The sequence below is a fragment of the Curtobacterium sp. NPDC098951 genome (genome assembly GCF_044759965.1).
GTDB lineage: Bacteria > Actinomycetota > Actinomycetes > Actinomycetales > Microbacteriaceae > Curtobacterium.
This window is the reverse complement of the sequence record NZ_JBIWAG010000002.1, coordinates 688938-708818: the sequence shown is the minus strand read 5'-3', so window position 1 is coordinate 708818 and position 19881 is coordinate 688938. Positions and strand designations below refer to the sequence as shown.

Annotated in this window: 19 protein-coding genes; 12 read left to right on the top strand and 7 right to left on the bottom strand. The window is 72.0% G+C overall.

Going from position 1 to position 19881, the window contains the following annotated elements; translation table 11 throughout:
• Positions 1-2: 2 nt before the first annotated feature.
• The 5 genes from ACIQUC_RS07995 (at position 3) to ACIQUC_RS07975 (ending at position 6564) form a co-directional block, all read left to right on the top strand.
• Positions 3-1049 (top strand): carbohydrate ABC transporter permease, encoded by a 1047-nt coding sequence (locus tag ACIQUC_RS07995; protein ID WP_402265271.1) that lies wholly within the window; start codon positions 3-5, stop codon positions 1047-1049.
• Positions 1046-1987, top strand: coding sequence for a carbohydrate ABC transporter permease (locus tag ACIQUC_RS07990; protein ID WP_402265268.1), 942 nt, complete (start codon positions 1046-1048; stop codon positions 1985-1987). The genes ACIQUC_RS07995 and ACIQUC_RS07990 overlap by 4 nt, the downstream gene beginning before the upstream one ends.
• A 511-nt stretch (positions 1988-2498) precedes the next feature.
• Entirely contained in the window at positions 2499-3287 is a 789-nt protein-coding gene (locus ACIQUC_RS07985; RefSeq protein WP_022906144.1) for a DeoR/GlpR family DNA-binding transcription regulator, read from the top strand.
• A gap of 68 nt (positions 3288-3355) precedes the next feature.
• Entirely contained in the window at positions 3356-4345 is a 990-nt protein-coding gene (locus ACIQUC_RS07980) for a 1-phosphofructokinase family hexose kinase (RefSeq protein WP_402265711.1), read from the top strand.
• Positions 4346-4437: 92 nt separating this feature from the next.
• Entirely contained in the window at positions 4438-6564 is a 2127-nt protein-coding gene (locus ACIQUC_RS07975; protein ID WP_402265265.1) for a fructose-specific PTS transporter subunit EIIC, read from the top strand.
• Positions 6565-6629: 65 nt separating this feature from the next.
• Here ACIQUC_RS07975 and ACIQUC_RS07970 read toward each other — a convergent pair whose 3' ends face one another.
• On the bottom strand, positions 6630-7667 hold the full coding sequence (locus tag ACIQUC_RS07970) for a UDP-N-acetylglucosamine 4,6-dehydratase family protein (RefSeq protein WP_402265262.1): 1038 nt from the start codon (positions 7665-7667) through the stop codon (positions 6630-6632).
• A gap of 173 nt (positions 7668-7840) precedes the next feature.
• Here ACIQUC_RS07970 and ACIQUC_RS07965 point away from each other — a divergent pair, with 173 nt between their 5' ends.
• Complete coding sequence (locus tag ACIQUC_RS07965; protein ID WP_402265259.1) at positions 7841-9394, top strand: hypothetical protein; 1554 nt, start codon at positions 7841-7843, stop codon at positions 9392-9394.
• A 59-nt stretch (positions 9395-9453) separates the two neighbouring features.
• Here ACIQUC_RS07965 and ACIQUC_RS07960 read toward each other — a convergent pair whose 3' ends face one another.
• A complete protein-coding gene (locus ACIQUC_RS07960; RefSeq protein WP_402265256.1) occupies positions 9454-11157 on the bottom strand; it encodes a beta-N-acetylhexosaminidase in 1704 nt (567 codons plus the stop codon).
• 36 nt (positions 11158-11193) lie between these two features.
• Between ACIQUC_RS07960 and ACIQUC_RS07955 the strand changes: the two genes are divergently transcribed.
• Entirely contained in the window at positions 11194-12336 is a 1143-nt protein-coding gene (locus tag ACIQUC_RS07955) for an ROK family protein (RefSeq protein ID WP_402265253.1), read from the top strand.
• Between the two features lie 51 nt (positions 12337-12387).
• Complete coding sequence (locus ACIQUC_RS07950; RefSeq protein WP_402265251.1) at positions 12388-13143, top strand: DedA family protein; 756 nt, start codon at positions 12388-12390, stop codon at positions 13141-13143.
• Between the two features lie 4 nt (positions 13144-13147).
• On the opposite strand, the gene ACIQUC_RS07945 is transcribed toward ACIQUC_RS07950, so the two are convergent.
• On the bottom strand, positions 13148-13351 hold the full coding sequence (locus ACIQUC_RS07945; RefSeq protein WP_022906330.1) for a DUF2945 domain-containing protein: 204 nt from the start codon (positions 13349-13351) through the stop codon (positions 13148-13150).
• 223 nt (positions 13352-13574) lie between these two features.
• On the opposite strand from ACIQUC_RS07945, the gene ACIQUC_RS07940 reads away from it, so the two are divergent.
• Positions 13575-14627: a serine/threonine-protein kinase gene (locus ACIQUC_RS07940; RefSeq protein ID WP_402265248.1), complete on the top strand. Its 1053-nt coding sequence runs from the start codon at positions 13575-13577 to the stop codon at positions 14625-14627.
• A 75-nt stretch (positions 14628-14702) separates the two neighbouring features.
• Positions 14703-15326, top strand: a complete 624-nt coding sequence (locus tag ACIQUC_RS07935; RefSeq protein WP_402265245.1) for a phosphoribosylanthranilate isomerase — start codon at positions 14703-14705, stop codon at positions 15324-15326.
• Positions 15327-15365: 39 nt separating this feature from the next.
• Here the strand turns inward: ACIQUC_RS07935 and ACIQUC_RS07930 are convergent, their stop codons facing one another.
• Both ACIQUC_RS07930 and ACIQUC_RS07925 read right to left on the bottom strand, forming a co-directional pair.
• Positions 15366-16124, bottom strand: a complete 759-nt coding sequence (locus tag ACIQUC_RS07930) for an HAD-IIB family hydrolase (RefSeq protein WP_402265243.1) — start codon at positions 16122-16124, stop codon at positions 15366-15368.
• 160 nt (positions 16125-16284) lie between these two features.
• Positions 16285-16881, bottom strand: a complete 597-nt coding sequence (locus ACIQUC_RS07925) for a nitroreductase family protein (RefSeq protein WP_022906327.1) — start codon at positions 16879-16881, stop codon at positions 16285-16287.
• A gap of 73 nt (positions 16882-16954) precedes the next feature.
• Between ACIQUC_RS07925 and ACIQUC_RS07920 the strand changes: the two genes are divergently transcribed.
• Positions 16955-17878 carry an AEC family transporter gene (locus ACIQUC_RS07920; protein ID WP_402265240.1) on the top strand — a complete coding sequence of 308 codons (924 nt, stop codon included), beginning with the start codon at positions 16955-16957 and terminating at the stop codon, positions 17876-17878.
• Positions 17879-18215: 337 nt separating this feature from the next.
• Complete coding sequence (locus ACIQUC_RS07915) at positions 18216-18623, top strand: hypothetical protein (protein ID WP_022905660.1); 408 nt, start codon at positions 18216-18218, stop codon at positions 18621-18623.
• Between the two features lie 4 nt (positions 18624-18627).
• On the opposite strand, the gene ACIQUC_RS07910 is transcribed toward ACIQUC_RS07915, so the two are convergent.
• Together ACIQUC_RS07910 and ACIQUC_RS07905 are read right to left on the bottom strand one after the other, a co-directional pair.
• Positions 18628-18885, bottom strand: coding sequence for a nuclease (locus ACIQUC_RS07910; protein WP_402265237.1), 258 nt, complete (start codon positions 18883-18885; stop codon positions 18628-18630).
• 96 nt (positions 18886-18981) lie between these two features.
• Complete coding sequence (locus ACIQUC_RS07905; RefSeq protein WP_402265234.1) at positions 18982-19818, bottom strand: exodeoxyribonuclease III; 837 nt, start codon at positions 19816-19818, stop codon at positions 18982-18984.
• Positions 19819-19881: the final 63 nt, after the last annotated feature.

Sequence of the window (19881 nt, the reverse complement as noted above, 5' to 3'; positions counted from 1 at the left end):
CGATGACCTCCACGACGGAGCGGGTCCCCGGTTCGGCTCAGGCCGAGCCGGGGACCCGGCGTGGGGCCCTCGGACGGCGTCGGACCACCGGGTCGGGCACGGCATCGGGTCCCGGGGGCGGGAAGGGTCCCGGGCCGGCGGCGCGACGTCGGTCCGTCACGTCCTCGCGTGCGCCGCTGGTCCTGCTCGCCCCCGCCGCACTCTTGCTCCTGGCGCTGGTCGTCTACCCGCTCGTCCGCCTGGTGGTCATCTCCTTCCAGGACTACGGGCTGCGGGCGATCTTCACCGGACAGGCGGGGTTCGCCGGCCTCACGAACTACACGAACGTCCTCACCGACGCCAGCTTCTGGCCGGTCATCCTCCGCACGGTGCTCGTCACCGGTGCCATGGTGATCGGGACCATCGGCATCGGCATGGCGGTGTCCCAGCTCCTCACCCGGCTCGGCGTGGTCATGCGCACCGTCGTGAGCGTCGTGCTCGTGCTGGCGTGGGCGATGCCGAACGTCGCCTCGAGCCTGGTGTGGCAGTGGCTCTTCCAGCCCTTCTACGGCGTGCTGAACTGGCTCATCACCCAGCTCGGCGTGTTCGGTGACCACACGCAGGACAACTGGGCGTCGAGCCCCGGCCAGGCCCTGACCATCGTGCTCTCGCTCGTCATCTGGCAGGCCGTGCCGTTCGTCGCCCTGACGCTCTACGCCGCACAGTCCCAGATCGCGCCCGAGTACTACGAGGCCGGCGCGCTCGACGGGGCGTCCGCGTGGGCGATGTACCGCGCGATCACGCTGCCGGCGCTCGTGCCGACGCTGCTGCTCGTGACGATCCTCTCGGTGATCTGGGACTTCAACGTCTTCAACCAGATCTGGCTGCTCACCAAGGGCGGCCCCGAGGACACCACGCTCACGCTCGGCATCTGGACGTTCGTGAAGTCCTTCGTGTCGAACGCGTACGGGCAGGGAGCGGCGATCGCCGTCATCTCGACGCTGATCCTGGGGGCGCTCACCAGCTACTACATCCGCCGGCTCGTCCGGAGCGGGGAGGAAGACCTGTGACGACCACCACCACCCCCGGGGTGACCGGGGTGACCGCCTCCGAAGCGCAGCCCGACGTGACCGGAGCGGGGCGTGCCTCCGGGCCCACCGCGCCGGTCGCGCCGGTCCGTGCCCGGCGACGCAAGCCGCGCGTGGTGGCGAACACCATCGCGGTGGTGTTCTGCCTGGTCTGGGTGTTCCCGATCTACTGGATGGTGAACACCGCCTTCAAGCCCGCCGACGAGGTCACGACCCTCACGCCGATCTGGTTGCCGCTGCGACCGACGCTCGAGAACTTCACGCGGGCGCTGACGCAGGACGGCTTCCTCGTGTACCTGCGGAACTCCGCGATCGTCGTCGTGGCCGCCGTGCTGCTGTCGATCGTCGTCGGCTTCCTGGCGTCGGCGGCCCTGTCGCGCTTCCGGTTCCGCGGGCGGCGGGCGATCCTCGTGGCGATCCTGTTCGTGCAGATGATCCCGTCGGGTGCGCTGCTGATCCCGCTGTTCCTGTCGTTCCAGTCGCTCGGACTGCTGAACAGCTACATCGGGCTGATCCTGGCCTACGTCGCGAGCGTGCTGCCGTTCTCGATCTGGGTGATGCGCGGGTTCTTCGTCGCCGTCCCGGTCGAGATCGAGGAAGCCGCGAAGGTCGACGGCGCCGGGACCTTCCGGATCCTTTGGAGCGTGCTGTTCCCGTTGGTGATGCCGGGGGTGATCGCCACGAGCGTCTTCGCGTTCATCGCAGCGTGGAACGACTACCTGACCGCCTACGTCATGCTCAAGGACCAGGGGATGTACACGTTGCCGGTCTGGCTGGCGGGGTTCTCGACGGACAAGGGCACCGACTTCGGCGGGCTCATGGCGGCGAGCGTGTTGTTCTCCATCCCCGTCGTGGTGTTCTTCCTCATCGTGCAGCGGCGGCTCGTGAGCGGCATGACCGCGGGGGCCGTCAAGGGCTGACGCTCCCCGGCGCTCCGGACGACGACGCCCCGACCTGCTCCGGCGGTCGGGGCGTCGTCGTTCCCGGGCTCGGCGTCGCTTTCGTGCCGCCTGGTTGCACGACATACCGCGTGCGTGGCGGGCTGGTCGCGCAACATGCCGGCCGGGCTGGGGCGGCGACACTTCGTGCGACCAGCGTCCGGGCGGAGCGCCACGCGACAGTTCGTGCGACCACAGGCGGGGACGGGGCGATCACGGGCTGGTGCGGGGCGACCCCGGGCGGGCGCGGGGTGGGCGCCGAAGGGGGCCCGGCGCCGAGAGGGCGGAACACGCCGCTCGCGTTCGTCGAGCGGGCGGAAGGTGCTGCGTGGGGCGGGCGAACGGGACGGAAAAGGCCCGCTCGGCGAGCGCTCGGCGAGCCGCAGACGCGCCGCCGACCTGCGAACGTGTTGGTTCCGCGCTGAAACGGTTGCGTTTCTGTGGCATCCGGACGTACTCTTCTCGAAACCCACGGGAACGAAGGAGTTCGGGCATGTACGCAACCGAGCGGCACGACGCCATCGCCGCCGCGCTGCAGTCGGCAGGACGGGTCTCCGTCGCCGACCTCGCCGAGCACTTCGACGTCACGACCGAGACCGTCCGCCGTGACCTCGACGCCCTCGAGTCCGCCGGCCGACTGCGCCGCGTGCACGGGGGAGCGGTCCCCGTCGGCCGGTCGAGCGTCGTCGAGCTCACCGTCGCCGAGCGCGAGGTCCAGCACAACTCCGCGAAGTCCGCCATCGCCCGAGCAGCGATGCGCCTGGTCCCGCCGACCTTCACCGGCTCCATCGCCCTCGACGCCGGCACCACCTGCGCCGCCGTCGCCGCCGAGCTCGTCCGCTGGGAGCCCGCCACGGCCGGCGCGACCCTGACCGTCATCACGAACTCCGTCCCGATCGCCGCGACCCTGCAGCACAGCGAGCACGTCGAGCTCCACCTGCTCGGCGGACGCGTCCGCGGGATCACGAGCGCCGCGGTCGGCACCGCCACGGTCGAGCAGATCGGCGCGCTGCGTCCGGACATCGCCTTCGTCGGGACGAACGGGCTGTCGGCGGGCTTCGGCCTGAGCACGCCGGACGAGTACGAGGCTGGGGTGAAGGGCGCGTACGTCCTCGCGGCCCGTCGGAGCGTGGTGCTGGCCGACGCCGCCAAGCACGGTGTCGAAGCGCTCATGCGGTTCGCCCGGCTCGACGAGATCGACACCGTCGTCACCGACCAGACGCCGCCCGCCGACCTCGCGGGAGCCCTCGCCGAGGCCGACGTCGAGGTGGTCGTCGCATGACCCCGAACAGCAGCGTGACCTCGAACAGTCGTAGGGTCCCGAACACCAGCGCCGAGCCGGGCTCCATCGTGAGCACCCGCATCGTCACCGTCACCCCGAACCCGAGCCTCGACCGCACGATCGAGCTCGCCGGCGAGCTGCAGCGCGGCGCCGTCCAGCGCGCCACCCGTTCGACGGCGGAGCCCGGCGGCAAGGGCGTCAACGTCTCCCGGGTCGTCGTCGCGAGCGGGGGCGACACCATCGCCGTGCTCCCGGGCGACGAGCTCGACCCGGTGCTGCTCGGTCTCGCGACGCGGGGGATCCCGACCGCCGCCCTGCCGATCGGTGCCCCGCTGCGCTCGAACGTCACCGTGACCGAGCCGACCGGGACGACCACGAAGCTCAACGAGCCCGGGCCGTCGCTCGCCGGCCGCCTCGACGACCTCGCGGCCCTCGTCGCGGACGCCGCCGGCGCCACCGCGACCGGACCGGCTGCCCGCTGGGTCGTCCTCGCCGGCTCCCTGCCCCCGGGGCTGCCCGACGACGCCCTCGCGGTCCTCGTCCGCGCCGTCCGGCAGCGCCACGGCGACGACGTCCGGATCGCGGTCGACTCGTCGGGCGTGCCGTTCACCGCCCTGCTGCAGTCGGGCGAGCGGATCGACCTCGTGAAGCCGAACGCCGAGGAGCTCGCCGAGGTCGTCGGCGGCGACCCGGACGAGTTCGAGCGGGACGTGGACGCCGCGGCGCTCGCCGCGCAACGGCTCCGTGACAAGAACGTCGGCACCGTGCTCCTCACCCTCGGCAGCGCCGGGGCCGTCCTCGTCACCGAGGACGGGAGCTACGCCGCCGCCGCACCCAGGATCGTGGCGCGCTCGACCGTCGGCGCGGGGGACTCCTCCCTCGCCGGGTACCTGCTCGCCGAGGTCGCCGGGCACCCGCCCGAGCAGCGCCTCGCCCAGGCCGTCGCCACCGGAGCCGCAGCCGCTGCACTCCCCGGCAGCGACGTCCCCGCCCTCGACCACACCGACCCGTCGGGCATCGAGGTCCGAGCGCTCGAGCGAGCGCCCGAACCCGCCTGACTCCGAACGACGGCACACGCCGCCCGCCCCGCCCACCGAACCCGCACACACGCAGCACCCGCGCCCCCCGCGCCATTGCAAAGGAGCAACCCATGTCCGTCAACACGAGTCCACGCCTCATCAGCGTCCAGCTCGTCGGCCTCGACGAGGACCTCGGCGCCACGTCGAGCGACGTCATCCGCGTCCTCGCCGACCGCGTGGCCGCGACCGGCCGCGCGGCGGACGGGGCGTCCCTCGCCGCCGACGCGATCAAGCGCGAGGCGAGCGTCGGTACCGGCGTCCCCGGCGGCATCGCGATCCCGCACGCCCGGTCGGCATCGGTCTCCGAGCCGACCCTGGCGATGAGCCGCCTCGCACGGACGGTGTCGTTCGGCGCCCCGGACGGCGACGCCGACATCGTCTTCATGATCGCCGTGCCCGAGGGGGCCGACAAGGACCACCTCACGGTCCTCTCGACCCTCGCCCGTGCGCTCATCCGCGAGGACTTCACCGCCGCGCTCCGCGCCGCCACCACCCCGCAGGAGATCGTCGACCTCGTCGACCGCGAGGTGAGCGGCGAGGTCGCGCAGGCCGGCGTCGGCACCGCGAGCAGCGCCTCCAGTGCGACCGCGACCAGCCAGGAGGCGCGACTCGCCGCCGCCACGAACGCTGCGGACGGGGGCGCGGCCGGGTCCGCGACCGGCGCCCGCAAGGTGCTCGTCGGCGTGACGGCCTGCCCGACCGGCATCGCGCACACCTACATGGCCGCCGACGCCCTCGTCGCCGCCGCGCAGCGCGCGGGTGCCGAGATGCACATCGAGACGCAGGGGTCCTCGCAGGTCGAGCCCCTCGACCCGGCGCTCATCGCCCGCGCCGACGCCGTCGTCTTCGCCGTCGACGTGGACGTCCGCGACCGCGGTCGCTTCGCCGGCAAGCCGCTCGTGGCCGGACCGGTCAAGCGCGGTGTCGACGAACCGGACAAGATGATCGCCGAGGCGCTCCGCGCCGCCGACGACCCCAACGCCGCACGCGTGCACGGCTCCGCTGCCGAGGCCGGTTCCAGCACCGCGAAGGACGAGCACTTCGGGCAGGCGCTCAAGCGCTGGCTGCTCACCGGTGTCAGCTACATGATCCCGTTCGTCGCGGGCGGCGGGCTCCTCATCGCGCTCGGCTTCCTGCTCGCCGGGTACGGCATCGCGCTGACCCACGGTGACTCCGGGCAGAACAACGCGGTCTACACGCTCACGAACTACACGCTGCTGAACCTGCCGCCGGAGGGCCTGGCCTACTACCTCGGGGCCGCCGCGTTCCAGATCGGTGGCGTGTCCCTCGGGTTCCTCGTGGCAGCGCTCGCCGGGTACATCGCGTACGCCATCGCCGACCGTCCGGGCATCGCACCGGGCTTCGTCGCCGGGTCGATCGCCGTGTTCATGAACGCCGGCTTCCTCGGTGGTCTCGTCGGTGGTCTCATCGCCGGTGGTGCCGCCTACTGGATCGGCCGCATCCCGACCTGGCGTTGGCTGCGTGGCCTCATGCCGGTCGTGATCATCCCGCTGTTCGCGTCGATCATCGCCTCGGGCCTGATGCTCCTGGTGCTCGGCGGCCCGATCGCCTGGGTCATGACGCAGCTCACCGCGTGGCTCAACTCGCTGTCCGGTGCCTCGGCGATCCTGCTCGGCATCATCCTCGGCCTGATGATGGCGTTCGACCTCGGTGGCCCGGTGAACAAGGTGGCGTACGCGTTCGCGGTCGCCGGTCTCGGTGCCGGCTCCGCCACGAACGTCGTCCCGTTCGAGATCATGGCCGCTGTGATGGCCGCGGGCATGGTCCCGCCGCTGGCCCTGGCGCTCGCCTCGACCGTGCTCTACCGCAAGGGCTTCACGAAGCCGGAGCGCGAGAACGGCAAGGCCGCGTGGCTGCTCGGTGCGTCGTTCATCTCGGAGGGTGCGATCCCGTTCGCGGCCGCCGACCCGCTGCGGGTCATCCCGGCGTCGATGATCGGTGCCGCGGTCACGGGTGCGATCTCGATGGCCGCCGGTGTGACCTCCCGGGCGCCGCACGGTGGGATCTTCGTCTTCTTCGCGATCGGGGACGTGGCGATGTTCATCGTGGCGATCCTGGCGGGCACCGTGGTGTCGGCGCTGGTCCTCGTCGGGCTGAAGAAGTGGGTCCGACGGGCCCCGGCCGCGTCGGAGGACGCCGTGGTCACGGCCGACGAGCGGGTCGCGGTGGCGGTCTAGTCGCCACCTGCTGACGGGAGGCGCGGTGTCGGCTGGCACCGCGCCTCCTGTTCGTGTCCGGGGTGTCAGGCCGCCACGGCGAGCTCGATCGGCGCCGTCCGCGGATCGGTGGTGGCGTCGAGCTCGCTCGGCGCGAGGGGCGGCACCGACGCGTGCGAGATCTTCGGGTGCACGGGGCGGCGCTCGACCTCGCCGGCGCCGATGAGTTCCTCGTGCAGCTTCTCGCCGGCGCGGAGTCCGGTGAACACGATGTCGGACGTGCCACCGAGGACGTCGATCATCCGCGTCGCGACGTCGAGGATCCGGACGGGCTGGCCCATGTCGAGCACGAGGACCTCGCCCGGTTCGGCGATCGCCGCGGCCTGGATCACGAGGTGACAGGCCTCGGGGATGGTCATGAAGTACCGGGTGGCGTCGGGGTGGGTGACGGTCACGGGGCGTCCGGCGCGGATGAGGTCGGCGAAGAGCGGGATCATCGACCCACGGCTGCCGAGGACGTTGCCGAACCGGACCGACACGTAGCGTCGACCGGTCTCGGCTGCGGTCCACGCCGTCAGCCGCTCGGCGATCCGCTTCGTGTACCCGAGCACGCTCGTGGGGTTCGCGGCCTTGTCGGTGGAGATGTTGACGAGCGTCGGGACGTCGGCGGCGACCGCGGCCGCGAGGACGTTCCGGGTGCCGAGCACGTTCGACTTCCAGGCCTCGTCCGGGTACTGCTCGAGCATCGGGAGGTGCTTCAGGGCCGCGGCGTGGAACACGACGTCCGGGCGGCGGGTCCGCATGACCTGGTCGATCGCCTCGGCGTCGCGGATGTCGGCGAGCACGACGTCACGGGTGTCGAGCAGGCCGTGCCCGGCGACCGAGACCTGCACCTGCTGCAGGGCGGTCTCGTCGCGGTCGAGCATGATGACCTCGCGAGGGGCCAGCGCGACGAGCTGCCGGCACAGTTCGCTGCCGATCGACCCACCCGCGCCGGTCACGAGGACGCGGCGCCCGCGGACGAGGTCCGCCATGCCGTCGAGGTCGGTCGGGGTCGGAGTGGTGCCGACGAGGTCGTGCAGGTCCAGACCGTGGAGGTCGGGCTGGGACAGGGGATCGGACATGGCGCTCCTCGGGACGGTTTCGATCGACCATCCCACGGTAACACCTCGTATGTGAAATGACAACGTTCGTCGTGACGGCGTACTGCACTGCACGCCGCGCAGCCGCGGGCGCTCTGCCCGGCGTCCTCCACCGCCCAGTACGCTGGTCGCCGACCGAGAGACGAACGGATCCGATGCGACCAGCACCCGCCCCCGATGCGCCGATCCGCGACGACGGGTCCCGCGTCGGCCGCTGGGAGCGGGCCGGTGCCGCCGGGGTCTTCGTCCTCGCGGTCGTCCTCGCCTGGTCGCGCATGCCCGCGGCGGTGCGGGACGTGCTCTGGGCGGAGGACGGCCGGACGTTCCTCGGCGAAGGCGTGCAGTACGGCACGCTCGGGACGCTCACCCGCAGCTACGCGGGGTACCTGCACCAGTACCCGCGGCTCGTGGCGGGGGTCGTGCAGCACGTGCTGCCGGTCGAGGGGTGGGCGACCGGCACCGCGTTCGGAGCCGTCGTCGGGACCGGCCTCGTCGCGGCGGTGGTCTTCGTGTGCACGCGGGACGCCACCGCGCGACTGACGCCGAGCGCCGCGCTCGCCGCTCGGGCGGGGATCGCCCTCGCGGTGGTGCTCGTCCCGATCGCGACGAACGAGGTCCTCGGCAACCTCGCGAACGTGCACGCGTACTTCCTGTGGATGATGCCGTTCGTGCTCCTGCACCGGCCACGCAGCTGGGCGTCGAGCGTCGGGCTGGCCGTCGTGACCCTGCTCGGCACCCTGACCGAGACGCAGGCGATCGTGTTCGCGCCGCTGCTCGTCCTCGGGATCAGGGCTCGTCGGACCTGGCCCGTCAGGGCCGCCTTCCTCGCCGGTGCCGGTCTGCAGCTCGCCGTGTGGCTCGGTTCGGACCGGCATCGCGGACAGGTCGGGCGCGCGACCATCGACCTCGCGTCGCTCGCGGACGGGTTCGGACTGAACGCCGGGATGACGACCTTCCTCTCGCGGGCCGCGTCCGGCGATGTCCTCGCGGCCGTCGGCCCCTGGGCGGGGCTGCTCTTCCTGGTGCCCTTCGTCGTCGCCTTCGTCTGGGTGCTCGTCCGCGGCGACCGGACGCAACGGACCCTCGCGGTCGTCCTCGCGCTGTACGCCGTCGTGCTCTGGTGCGCGGCGGTGGTGCTCAACCCGAAGCCCGCCTACGCCTACGCCGGCATGTCGCCGGAGTTCCTCCGGTACGCGTGGGTGAGCCGGTACGGGGTGTTCCCCGCCACCGCCGGGCTCGTGCTCGTCCTGCTCGCGCTCGTGACGCCCCGACGCTGGAGTCGCACCCGGAGCGCCGTCGGGGTGGCGGCGCCCGCGTCCGCCGATCCGTCGCGACGATCGCTGCGGCCCCGGCGCGTTCCCCGCCGTCCCGCCCTCGGCACGGCGGTGCGGTCGACCGTCGCCGTGGTCCTGCTCGTCCTCGTGGTCGTGCAGTTCCGGCCGCTGGGGCCGGTCCTGCGCACGGACGGTCCGCGGTACACGGCTGCGGTGGCCGCCGCCCGCGAAGCCTGCCGCACGCTCCCGGCCGACCGGGCGATCCGGATCCGCAGTGCGCCGCAGACGCAGCAGGACACCCCGGGTCCGCCGACGCGGCAGGAGCCCACCTCGTTCTGGAGCCTGTCGATGAGCTGCGCGGTCGTCACCGGGGCGAGGACCTCGGACGTCGGGCACGAGGTCGAGCAGGTCCGGCCGGTGCCCACCTTCGGCTGAGCGACCATGCGCCGCCCGTTCTCGGTGCCGACGGTGGCCCCGGCGTCCCGCTCGGCTCGTCAGTCGGCGATGTTCGCCGTGACCGCGTCGATGTACGCGGCGCGTTCCTCGCGCGAGTGCGGACGGCCGGGCACGCCCGGACGCTGCTCCCACGGGAAGGGCCCGGCGTCGTGTCGGTACTCGATGCCCATCGCCTCGAGCCGGGCCGTGTGCTCGGCGAGGCGCCCCCGGAACTCTGCGACGTCCCGCGGTCCGGTGACGTCGGCCGACCAGAGGGCCTCGGCCAGTGCCGCGACGCGGGGGAACAGCTGGTAGTCGAGCTTGCGGGCGGTGTCCACGTGCTCGGTCCACATGTTGCCCTGGCCGCCGATGACGTGCGCGCGTTCGGCGTCCGTGAGGTCCGCCGGCACCGGGTCGAACGCGAACACGTCGTCGACGGTGAGGACGATCGACACCGGGATCGGCTCGGTCGCGAGGTCGCTCTGCCGGTAGTCGAGGTACACCTGGTCGTCCGGCGCGGAGATCACGTCGTGCCCCCGCTTCGCCGCGGTCCGGGCGCCGGTCAGGCCGCGCCAGGACAGCACGGTCGCCGACTTCGAGAGCGTGCCGCCCTCGAGGATCTCGTCCCAGCCGAAGGCCCGCCGCCCGTGCGACTCGACGTGCGCGGCGAGCCGGCCGATGATCCACGCCTGCAGCTGTTCCTCGTCGGCGAGGCCGAGCTCGCGGATGCGCTCCTGCGTGCGGGGGTCGTCCTGCCACTGCACCTTGGGGCACTCGTCCCCGCCGACGCCGATGTACTCGGACGGGAACAGGGCGACGACCTCGTCGAGGACGTCCTGGAAGAAGGCGATCGTGGACTCCTCGGCGTTGAGGACGTCCTCGGCGATGCCCCACTCGGTCCACACGTCGACGGGGTCGCCCGAGACGCCGAGCGACGGGTAGGCCGCGAGGGCGGCGCGGACGTGCCCGGGGGTCTCGATCTCCGGGACGACCGTGACGAACCGGTCGCTCGCGTAGGCGACGATCTCGCGGATGTCGTCCTGCGTGTAGTAGCCGCCGTGCGGGCGACCGTCGAACGACGCCGGGCGGAGGACGCCGTCGGCGTCGGCGACGTGCGCTCCGACCTGGGACTCCTTCCGCCACGAGCCGACCTCGGTCAGGCGCGGGTACTTCCGGATCTCGATGCGCCACCCCTGGTCCTCGGTGAGGTGGAAGTGCAGGCGGTTCAGGCGGTGGGCCGCGAGCTGGTCGACCACCCGCATGACCTCGTGCTTCGTCCGGAAGTGCCGCGCGACGTCGAGCATGACGCCACGCCAGGCGAAGGCCGGAGCGTCCTCGACCGTGACCGCCGGGACCGTCCACGGGCCGTCGCCGACCCGGCCCCTGCGGTACACGTCGGCCGGCAGGGACTGCAGGAGTGCCTGGACGCCGTAGAACACGCCGGCGGCGCCGCCGCCCGTGACCTCGACGCCGTCGGGGGCGACCACGAGTCGGAAGGACTCGGAGCGGTCACCGCCCGGGCCCGTGGGGAGCGAGTCGTCCTCGGCCACACGGAGCGCGATCACGTCCGCCGACGCCCCCGGGTCGTCCGCGGCGTCGCGCACCGGCAGTCCCGTCGAACCCCGCAGCGTCTGCTGCAGGTACAGTCGGACCGACTCGCTCGCGGCGTCTGCGGCGATGCGGGTCGACGAGGTGATCGCGAAGGCGCCGACACCCGGTTCGGTGCGGCGCGGCCGTGGGATGAGCATGTCGGAGTCCACCATTCCTCAATGATCTTTCGTAATATGGAGGCTATGGCCGTGGACGAGACCGTGTCAACGCTTCCGAACGGTGTCGTCGGCAGCGCCCCGGGGATGCTCCGACTCATCAACTCGCGCGCGATCCTCGCCGAGCTCTTCCGCGACGACGGCTCGCACACCGTGACCGAGCTCGGTCGGACCGTCGGACTGTCCCGCCCCACCGTCGAGGCCGCCCTGGCCGACCTGGTCGACGAGGGGTGGGTCACCGAAGCCGAGGCCATCGCGACGCCGAACAAGGCCGGGCGCCGGGCGAAGCGGTTCCGTGCGGACGCCGCGGCCGGGTCCGTGCTCGGCGTCGACCTCGGGCTGCACGGCATCGTGGGACTCCGCTCGGACCTGCGCGGCCGCCAGCTCGCCCGGGTGGAGGAGGTCTACACCGACCTCGCCTCCGCCGAGCAGGCGTGGGCGAGCGTGCAGGACGTCGTCCGGCGGCTCGTCGAGGGCACCGACCCGTCGCGGCTCCTCGCCGCGACCTTCGGCGTCCCCGCCGTCGTCGACCGCTCCGGCGAGATCGACTACACCGTCGCGGTCCCGCAGTGGGTGGAGCGACGCGTCCCCGGCCGGATCGGCGACCTCTTCCCCACGTCGACCACGTTCTTCGACAACGACGCGAAGCTCGCCGCCACGGCCGAGGCGATGTGGGGACGCTTCCGCGGGGTGCAGGACGGCCTCTACCTCGTGATGGGTCGCCAGATCGGTGCGGCCTACCTCGTCGACGGCTCGCTCGCACGCGGTGCGCGCGGAGCCGCCGGCGAGATGGGCGGCCTGGCATCGACGGGATGGCCCGACGCACCCGCCCGACTGGAGGCGCGGATCGCCCCCGGCACCGATGTCGAGTCCGTCATGGCGTCGGCCGGGCAGGGGGACCCGGCGGCGGCCGCGGCGGTCCGTGCGCTCGCCGAGGACGTCGCCCCCGGGGTCGTCCAGCTCATCGCGACCATCGACCCCGAGGTCGTGGTCGTCGGCGGCGAGGTCCTGCCGGCGGCCGAGGTGTTCTGCGAGGCGCTGACCGGTTTCGTCACGCCCGAGCTCCGGCACCCCGTCGAGATCGTCCCGTCGACGGTCGGCCGCGACGCCGTCGCCCGCGGTGCCCTGGCGCGTTCGCTCACCCACGTCCGGACGTCGCACATGGGACTCGGCTGACGTCCAGGTCGCGTGCCGGGTCCTGACAGGGCGTTCAGGCACGATCGGTGGATGACGACTGCCGTGGCTGCGCCTGCCCACACCATGACCGTCGCCGCCGGCGACTCCGCCAGCGACCAGGAGATGGGCGGACTGTCCGGCCTGGTGCTGCAGCTCATCGACGCCCTGGGCGAGTGGGGCGTCGCCCTGATGCTCTTCGTCGAGACGGTCTTCCCACCGATCCCGTCCGAGGTGATCCTGCCGCTCGCCGGGTTCCTGGCCGGAGCCGGTCGGATGAACCTCGTGCTCGTCCTGCTGCTCGCGACGTTCGGCTCCTACCTCGGCGCACTGGTGCTGTACTGGCTCGGCGCCGTCATCGGCTTCGAGCGGACGACGCGTTGGCTCGGCAAGCTGCCCCTCGTCGACGAGGACGACTTCCGCAAGGCGGCGGACTGGTTCCACCGGCACGGCCGGAGCGCGGTCTTCTTCGGCCGGTTCGTGCCGATCGTCCGCAGCCTCATCTCGCTGCCGGCCGGAGCGGACCGGATGCACCTCGGGACGTTCTCGGTGTTCACGATCATCGCGAGCGGGATCTGGAACAGCGCCCTGGTGCTCCTCGGCGCGGCGTTCGGGACCCAGTACGACAAGGTCGAGCAGTACACCGAGTGGATCGACCGCGTCCTCTACGTGGCGATCGCCGCGGTCGTGGTGACCTTCGTGGTCCGCCGGGTGCGCCGCATCCGTGCCGACCGCGCGGGACGCACCGGCACCGGACGGGCCGACGGCACCGCCCGCGGCCGACGTCGTGCCGAGGCCGCGGGCGACTGAGCCGTCAGGCCTTCGTCAGTGCGGACTCCTTGTGGGCGGCCTGCTTGCCCGTCTTCTCCGACTCGACGATCCAGTACGGGTCGTCGTCCGTCGGCTTGAAGGACTGCCCGTCGAACTGGAAGTCCTTCGTCTTCTTCTCGACCAGTTTCCCGGTCGTGGTGCCCTGCGAGGTCTTCCAGTGGACCTTCTCGCCCTTCGACAGTGCCATGGCGTCCTCCTGACGTCGACGTCGAGTGATCGCTCACCCGTGGAAGGGCCGAACGTACCCCGATGCATCCGCATGATCTCGGGGAAGTCACGGCAGAAATGTCCCCCATCACGATGTCATAACACGTACCCGAAAGGCCGGTGGGACGCGTACCGTACTGGATGAGCCACCGCGGAGGCAACTGCCCCGGATCACCCGGCTCTCGGACGGAACGACATCAACCATGACCCTGCTGAACGTCACTCGGGCGGAGACGGTCCTCGCGGGCCGCTACCGCCTCGTGAAGCTCATCGGCACGGGTGGCATGGGGTCGGTCTACGAAGCACGTGACGAGCACACCTACCGCGCCGTCGCGGTGAAGCTCTTCGCGACGCCCGAGTCGATGACCACGGCCGACCGGGTCCGCCAGGAACGCGAGATCCGGCTGCTGAGCATGTTGTCGCACCCGGGGCTCATCCCGCTGTACGACGCCGGCACCCACGACTTCGAGGACGGCCCGCACCGCTTCATCGTGATGGAGCTCATCGCCGACACGACGCTCCTGCGCCGACTCGCGGGCGGCGCCCTGCACAACTACGAGGTGGCCGACCTCGGCGCCCAGCTCGCCGACGCCCTGGCGTACGTGCACTCGCGCGGCATCGTCCACCGCGACGTCAAGCCGGCGAACATCCTGATCAGCGACGAGGGCTCGTCGGGGTTCGCCCGCACCGTGAAGCTGACGGACTTCGGCGTCGCGCACTTCGTCGACGGTTCCCGCCTGACCAACGACGGCACGATCATCGGGACGGCCGCCTACCTCAGCCCCGAGCAGGTCGCCGGCGAGCCGATCGGCTTCGCCACCGACGTCTACTCGCTCGGCCTCGTGCTGCTCGAGGCCCTGACCGGCAAGCAGGAGTACTCCGGCACCCTGATCGAGGCGGCTCTCGCACGCCTGCGGCACGACCCGGAGATCCCCGACGACATCGCGCCGGAGTGGCGGGACCTCCTCGCGAAGATGACCGCGCGGAACCCCGACCGACGCCCGACCGCGGTGGCGATCGCGAACGCCCTGCGCGGCGGCTCGACGCAGATCACCGGTCCGGTGCCGCTCGGACCGCAGCGCGTCAAGCACAAGCGCGACCACCGACTGCACCGCGCCGCACACCGGCACGCCAAGCGCGGCACGTTCGTGACCGTGCGTCGGTGGCGTCGCCGGAACGTCCTCGTCGGGTCGTTCGCGGCCTTCGGCGTCCTCGTCGCCTGCGCCGCGTCCTACGTCGCCGGCGCGCTGCACTAGCGTCCGGCGCGCGGCCCCGAGCCGTGCGCACCGCCGGCCGCCCGCGCGTCCGGGGTCCCTGGCAGGATGGACCGCATGACCGACCAGCGCTGGATCAAGATCTGCGGCCTGTCGACGCCCGACACCGTGGACGCCGCCATCGACGCGGGCGCCGACGCGGTCGGGTTCGTCTTCGCCGCCGGCAGCCCCCGGACCGTGACGGCGGACCTCGCGAAGGAGCTCGTCGAACGTGTGCCGGACGGCATCGACGCCGTCGGGGTCTTCCGCGACCAGGAGATCGACGAGGTGGTGGGCATCGCCTCCGCGGTGGGCCTCACGACCCTGCAGCTGCACGGCGGCGAATCGGCGACCGACTTCGCCCGGGCCCGCGACGCCGGCTTCTTCACGATCCGTGCGGTCGCGGCCGAGGACTACCTGCGCGAGACGCCCGAGCAGCGCGCGTCGTACGACCACGACCTGCTCCTGCTCGACGCGGCGGTCCCGGGCAGCGGTCGGCTCATCGACCCCGGTGCGGTGACCGGCAAGGTCGACGAGGCGTGGATCCTCGCCGGCGGACTGACCCCGGCCAACGTGGTGGCGGCGATCGAGTCGCTCGACCCGGACGGGGTGGACGTGTCGAGCGGGGTCGAGTCCGAGCGCGGCGTCAAGGACGCCGCGAAGATCCGGGCGTTCGTCGAGGCGGTCCGCAGCATCCCCTGACGGCGCACGCCGCGCCTCCTGGCCGACCGCGGTCGCGCGTCAGCGCAGGGTCGGGATCAGCTCCGTGAGGAACGCGTCGGTGTCCTCCCAGCCCTCGACCGCGTGGCACGGAACGCCCAGGGCCTTCACCGGGTAGTCGTTGCCCTCGGGGTCGAGCCGGTCGCCCACGAAGAGCATCGCGTCGAGCGGCACCCCCGTGATCTCGGCGAGCCGCTGCATGCCGTAGGCCTTGTCGATGCCCTTCCGGGTGATGTCGACGCTGGTCGAGCCACCGGAGCGCACCTCGAGGTCGGGGAGCTCGGCCTGCACCAGGCGGCGGAGCTCGTCCTTCTTGGCGCCCGTCGGGTCCCACTGCTTCTTGACGTCGACCGGAGCCGACTGGCCGAGCGCGGAGAACGTGATCTGGGACCCGCGGTCCTCGAGGATGGGCCCCCAGGTCTCGGACTCCCAGAACCCGGCGGCCTTCGCCACGGCCTCGACCGCAGCGAGGGCACGGGTCTTCTGGTCGTCGGTGAGGTCCTCGGCGTACTGCAGCGCCCAGTCGTCACCGGCCCACCGGTAGTAGGCGGTGCCGCAGGTCGGCAGCAGGTGCAGGTCGTCGAGCACGAGCCCGTCCCGGCGGCGCAGGGGTGCGACGAGCTGCTGCTCGAACTGCTGGAAGTTGCCCCCGGAGATCACCGCGACCGGCACGACCTCGAGCAGGGACGCGAAGGTCTCGAGCATCCGGGGGTCGAGCGCGGACTTCGAGGGGGCGAGGGTGTCGTCCAGGTCGAAGGCGACGAGGCGGGGCGTGGTCATGCCCCGATCCTGCCAGAGCCGACGGTCCGGACGCCGCACGACCGGGCTCGTCGTGCCGCGGTGCGCGATGTGTGCGGTGTCGCGCGCGGGGCACGACGGGGCCCGGAGACGACAGCGGCCGCACCCCGGCGGGGATGCGGCCGCGTGTGGTGGGGAAGGGCTACTCCTTGACGAGCACGACCTCGTCGAGCGGGAGGCGGGTGCGCGGGGCGACCTCGCGCTCGGCGGCCTTGTCGTCGAGCTGCGACGGGTCCGCCACGGTGCCGATCGCGGTGACCGTGTACGGCAGGAAACGCTCGGGCAGGTCGAACGCGGCGCGGAGGCCCTCGGCGTCGATACCGGCCATCTGGTGCACGTGCAGGCCCTCGGCGTGCGCCTGGACCGTCAGGGCGGCGAGGGACTGGCCGAGGTCGTACTGCGCGAACGGACGCTCGTCGCCGTCCTCGGTCACCGTCTCGAGCACGCCGACCACGAGCGCGCTGGCACGGAACGCCCACGCGGCGTTGAAGCCGAGCAGGTTCTCGTTGATCTTCCGGAAGGTCTCGGTGCCCCGACGACCGGCGATGAAGCGGCGCGGCTGGAAGTTCATGGCCGACGCGGCCCAGCGTGCGGCCTCGAGGACGGCGTCGAACTGCTCGTCCGAGATCGTCGCGGTCTCGTCGTAGGAACGGGGGCTCCACCGCTCTTCGAGCAGCGGGACGAGGGGCTGGCTGGAGTCGGTCGAACGCGTCAGCGTGGTGGAGTTCGTCGAGGTCATGGTGGCGTCAACGGTATTCGATGCGTCCGCATTTCCGGCCTGAGCAACGTCACATGGTGCAAGGATGGGGGCGATGGGTGGCGTGTTGACCGGGTTCGCGATCATCGGCGCGATCATCGCCGCCGGGTACGTCGTCGGACGCACCGGACTGCTCGGCCAGCACGCCCAGTTCGTGATGAGCCGGCTCGCGTTCTTCGTGCTGATGCCGTGCCTGCTCTTCCACACGATCGCCACGGCGGACATCCACGTGCTGCTGTCGCCGATGCTCGCGGTGTCGCTCCTCAGCGCGGTCGTCGTGGCCCTCGGCGCCGGTGTCGTGTTCCGGCTGGTGCTCCGTCGGCCCCTCGCGACGACGACGGTCGGGGCCCTCGCCGCGAGCTACGTCAACGCGAACAACATCGGGCTGCCGGTCGCCGTGTACGTCCTCGGGCAGGCCACCGCGGTCGTGCCGGTCATCCTGCTCCAGCTCATCGTGCTCGCGCCGATCGCGCTCACGATCCTGGACACCGCGACCTCGGCTGGTGGCAGCTGGGCGCGTCGTGTCTCGGGGCCGTTCCGGAACCCGATCATCATCGCCTCGCTCGTCGGCCTGGTATTCTCGGCGACGGGCACCGCCCTGCCGACGCCGGTGCTCGAGCCGTTCTCGTTGGTCGGCGCGGCCGCGGTGCCCGTCGTCCTGCTGTCGTTCGGGATGAGCCTGCACGGTGCGACCCCGCTGCGTGATCCCGCGATCCGGACGGACGTGATCGTGGCCTCGGCGATCAAGCTCGTCGTGATGCCGGCCGTGGCGTTCGTGCTCGCCCGGTACGCGTTCGGTCTGGGGGACCAGGACGTCTTCGTGCTCACGACGCTCGGGGCGCTGCCCGCGGCGCAGAACGTGTTCAACTACGCGCAGCGGTACGGGGCGGCGGTGCCGATCGCGCGCGACGTGGTGCTCGTCTCGACGATCGGCTCGGTGCCCGTGCTGGTCGCGGTGGCCGCCCTGCTCCACCCGTAGCCGCGCGCTGGGACCCGGGCTCCGATGACGCGCGAGCGGGCAGAGAACGTCCCGATCGCCGCCGGGTAGCGGCGCTTTCCGCCCGGTCGCGGAGCGACGCGCGGCGTGTCCTGCCCGGTCGCGGGGCGGTGCGCGGTGTGTCCTCCCCGGGCGCGGGGCGGTGCGCGGCGTGTCCGGCCCGCTCGGGGCCCGTGTCGGGACCCGACGACGGACGGGAGGCATGGGGCGGGCCGGATCCGCGCCTCCCGTCCGTCCCGTGGGGCCTGTGGAACGGGCGGTGTGTCCTGGCAGGTCGGCGCGTACCGTGGGCGCCACCGAACGGAAGAGGAGGTCCCCGATGGACACGATGGCGATGATGAAGACCATGTCGATGACGGACGTGCCCGTCCAGATGGACGCCGAGGCGATGCAGGACACGATGATGGCGATGAACGCCGCGTCGATGGCCGCGACGATGTGCTCCGCGAGCGACATGCGTGCGGGCGGCGAGATGGCCACCTGCGCCGCGATGTGCTCGAACACGGCGATGATGGCCGACACCGGCATGCGGATGATGATGCGTCCGGCTGGCATGGACGCGCAGTCGATGCGGGCGATGCTCACGACGGTCACGGCGATGGGCACGATGTGCGCTGCCGAGTGCCGGAAGCACGCCGACATGGACGAGACGTGCCGCTACTGCGCGATGGCGTGCGACGAGATGGTCGCGAAGTGCGAGGCGATGCTGGCCTCGATGACCGCCTGACGCGTCACGCGACGCGCGCGGTGGTCTTCCGACCGCCCGCGCTGAGGATCTCCGCGGCGGGGTGGTGGGCGACCGGTGCGCCCACCGACACGAGCGTGTCGGCGTCCGCCACCCGCAGCTGCGTCACGTCGCCGTCGAGGAACGCGACCACCAGGTCGGCCGGACGGGTCTCGAGGACGATGCCGTCACGCCAGGCACGAGGCGTGGCGTCGGCCATGACGCGCTGGATCGGAAGGATCGTCGACGGGGTCGTGCGGGACATGGCTTCACCTGCTCTCGAAGGGGTTCGGTGCAGGAACGCTACGTCGGCCGGTCCGCCGGGCTCAACGCCGACGGACGCGGGGAGTAACAGACGGCGTCAGAAGATCATCGGCCGGTCGTCGTCGAGTGAGGTCTCGAGGTCCAGGTCGACCGTGACGGGGACGTGGTCGCTCGGCGCGTCGCCCTTCCGCTCGTCGCGGTGGATGGTCGCGTCGGTGACGACGTCCGAGAACGCCTCGGAACCCATGATGAAGTCGATGCGCATGCCCTCGTCGCGCGGGAAGCGCAGCGACTTGTAGTCCCAGTACGTGTAGCCGTCGGGCACGATCGGGCGGACGACGTCCTGCAGCCCACGCTCCTCGAACGCCCGGAACGCGGCACGTTCCGGCTCGCTGACGTGCGTGTGGCCCTCGAACACGGCGACGTCCCACACGTCGGAGTCGAGCGGCGCCACGTTCCAGTCGCCCATGAGCGCCAGCGGTGTGTCCGGCTCGGCACGGAGCCACTCGGACGTGCGGTCGGCGAGCTGTCCGAGCCAGTCGAGCTTGTACGTGTAGTGCGGGTCGCCCAGCTCGCGGCCGTTCGGCACGTAGAGGCTCCACAGCCGGACGCCGTCGACCGTGACGCCCATGGCACGGGCCTCCACCGGCAGGTCGGGTCCCTCGTGCCCCTTGAGGAAGCCGGGCTGGCCGGGGAAGTCGCGGGTGACGTCCTCGAGCGGGAGCCGGCTGGCGAAGGCGACGCCGTTCCACTGGTTCAGGCCGTGCGCCTCGACCTGGTAGCCGGCAGCCTCGAACGCCTCGAACGGGAACTGCTCGGGCTTGCACTTGATCTCCTGCATGCCGAGGACGTCGACGTCCTCGCGCACCAGCCAGTCGATGATCCGACCCACTCGGGTGCGGACGGAGTTCACGTTCCAGGTCGCCACGCGCATGGGTCCGAACCTACCGTGGGCCAGCCGGGCGCCGTCCGCGTGCCGGGGCCACGGGGCGGGCGG

Coding starts and splice junctions, on each gene's coding strand:
- ACIQUC_RS07940 (WP_402265248.1), top strand. CDS start 13,575: ATGACCCTGCTGAACGTCACTCGGGCGGAGACGGTCCTCGCGGGCCGC.
- ACIQUC_RS07920 (WP_402265240.1), top strand. CDS start 16,955: ATGGGTGGCGTGTTGACCGGGTTCGCGATCATCGGCGCGATCATCGCC.
- ACIQUC_RS07960 (WP_402265256.1), bottom strand. CDS start 11,157: ATGGTGGACTCCGACATGCTCATCCCACGGCCGCGCCGCACCGAACCG.
- ACIQUC_RS07950 (WP_402265251.1), top strand. CDS start 12,388: ATGACGACTGCCGTGGCTGCGCCTGCCCACACCATGACCGTCGCCGCC.
- ACIQUC_RS07995 (WP_402265271.1), top strand. CDS start 3: ATGACCTCCACGACGGAGCGGGTCCCCGGTTCGGCTCAGGCCGAGCCG.
- ACIQUC_RS07930 (WP_402265243.1), bottom strand. CDS start 16,124: ATGACCACGCCCCGCCTCGTCGCCTTCGACCTGGACGACACCCTCGCC.
- ACIQUC_RS07915 (WP_022905660.1), top strand. CDS start 18,216: ATGGACACGATGGCGATGATGAAGACCATGTCGATGACGGACGTGCCC.
- ACIQUC_RS07965 (WP_402265259.1), top strand. CDS start 7,841: ATGCGACCAGCACCCGCCCCCGATGCGCCGATCCGCGACGACGGGTCC.
- ACIQUC_RS07905 (WP_402265234.1), bottom strand. CDS start 19,818: ATGCGCGTGGCGACCTGGAACGTGAACTCCGTCCGCACCCGAGTGGGT.
- ACIQUC_RS07975 (WP_402265265.1), top strand. CDS start 4,438: ATGTCCGTCAACACGAGTCCACGCCTCATCAGCGTCCAGCTCGTCGGC.
- ACIQUC_RS07985 (WP_022906144.1), top strand. CDS start 2,499: ATGTACGCAACCGAGCGGCACGACGCCATCGCCGCCGCGCTGCAGTCG.
- ACIQUC_RS07935 (WP_402265245.1), top strand. CDS start 14,703: ATGACCGACCAGCGCTGGATCAAGATCTGCGGCCTGTCGACGCCCGAC.
- ACIQUC_RS07925 (WP_022906327.1), bottom strand. CDS start 16,881: ATGACCTCGACGAACTCCACCACGCTGACGCGTTCGACCGACTCCAGC.
- ACIQUC_RS07945 (WP_022906330.1), bottom strand. CDS start 13,351: ATGGCACTGTCGAAGGGCGAGAAGGTCCACTGGAAGACCTCGCAGGGC.
- ACIQUC_RS07970 (WP_402265262.1), bottom strand. CDS start 7,667: ATGTCCGATCCCCTGTCCCAGCCCGACCTCCACGGTCTGGACCTGCAC.
- ACIQUC_RS07910 (WP_402265237.1), bottom strand. CDS start 18,885: ATGTCCCGCACGACCCCGTCGACGATCCTTCCGATCCAGCGCGTCATG.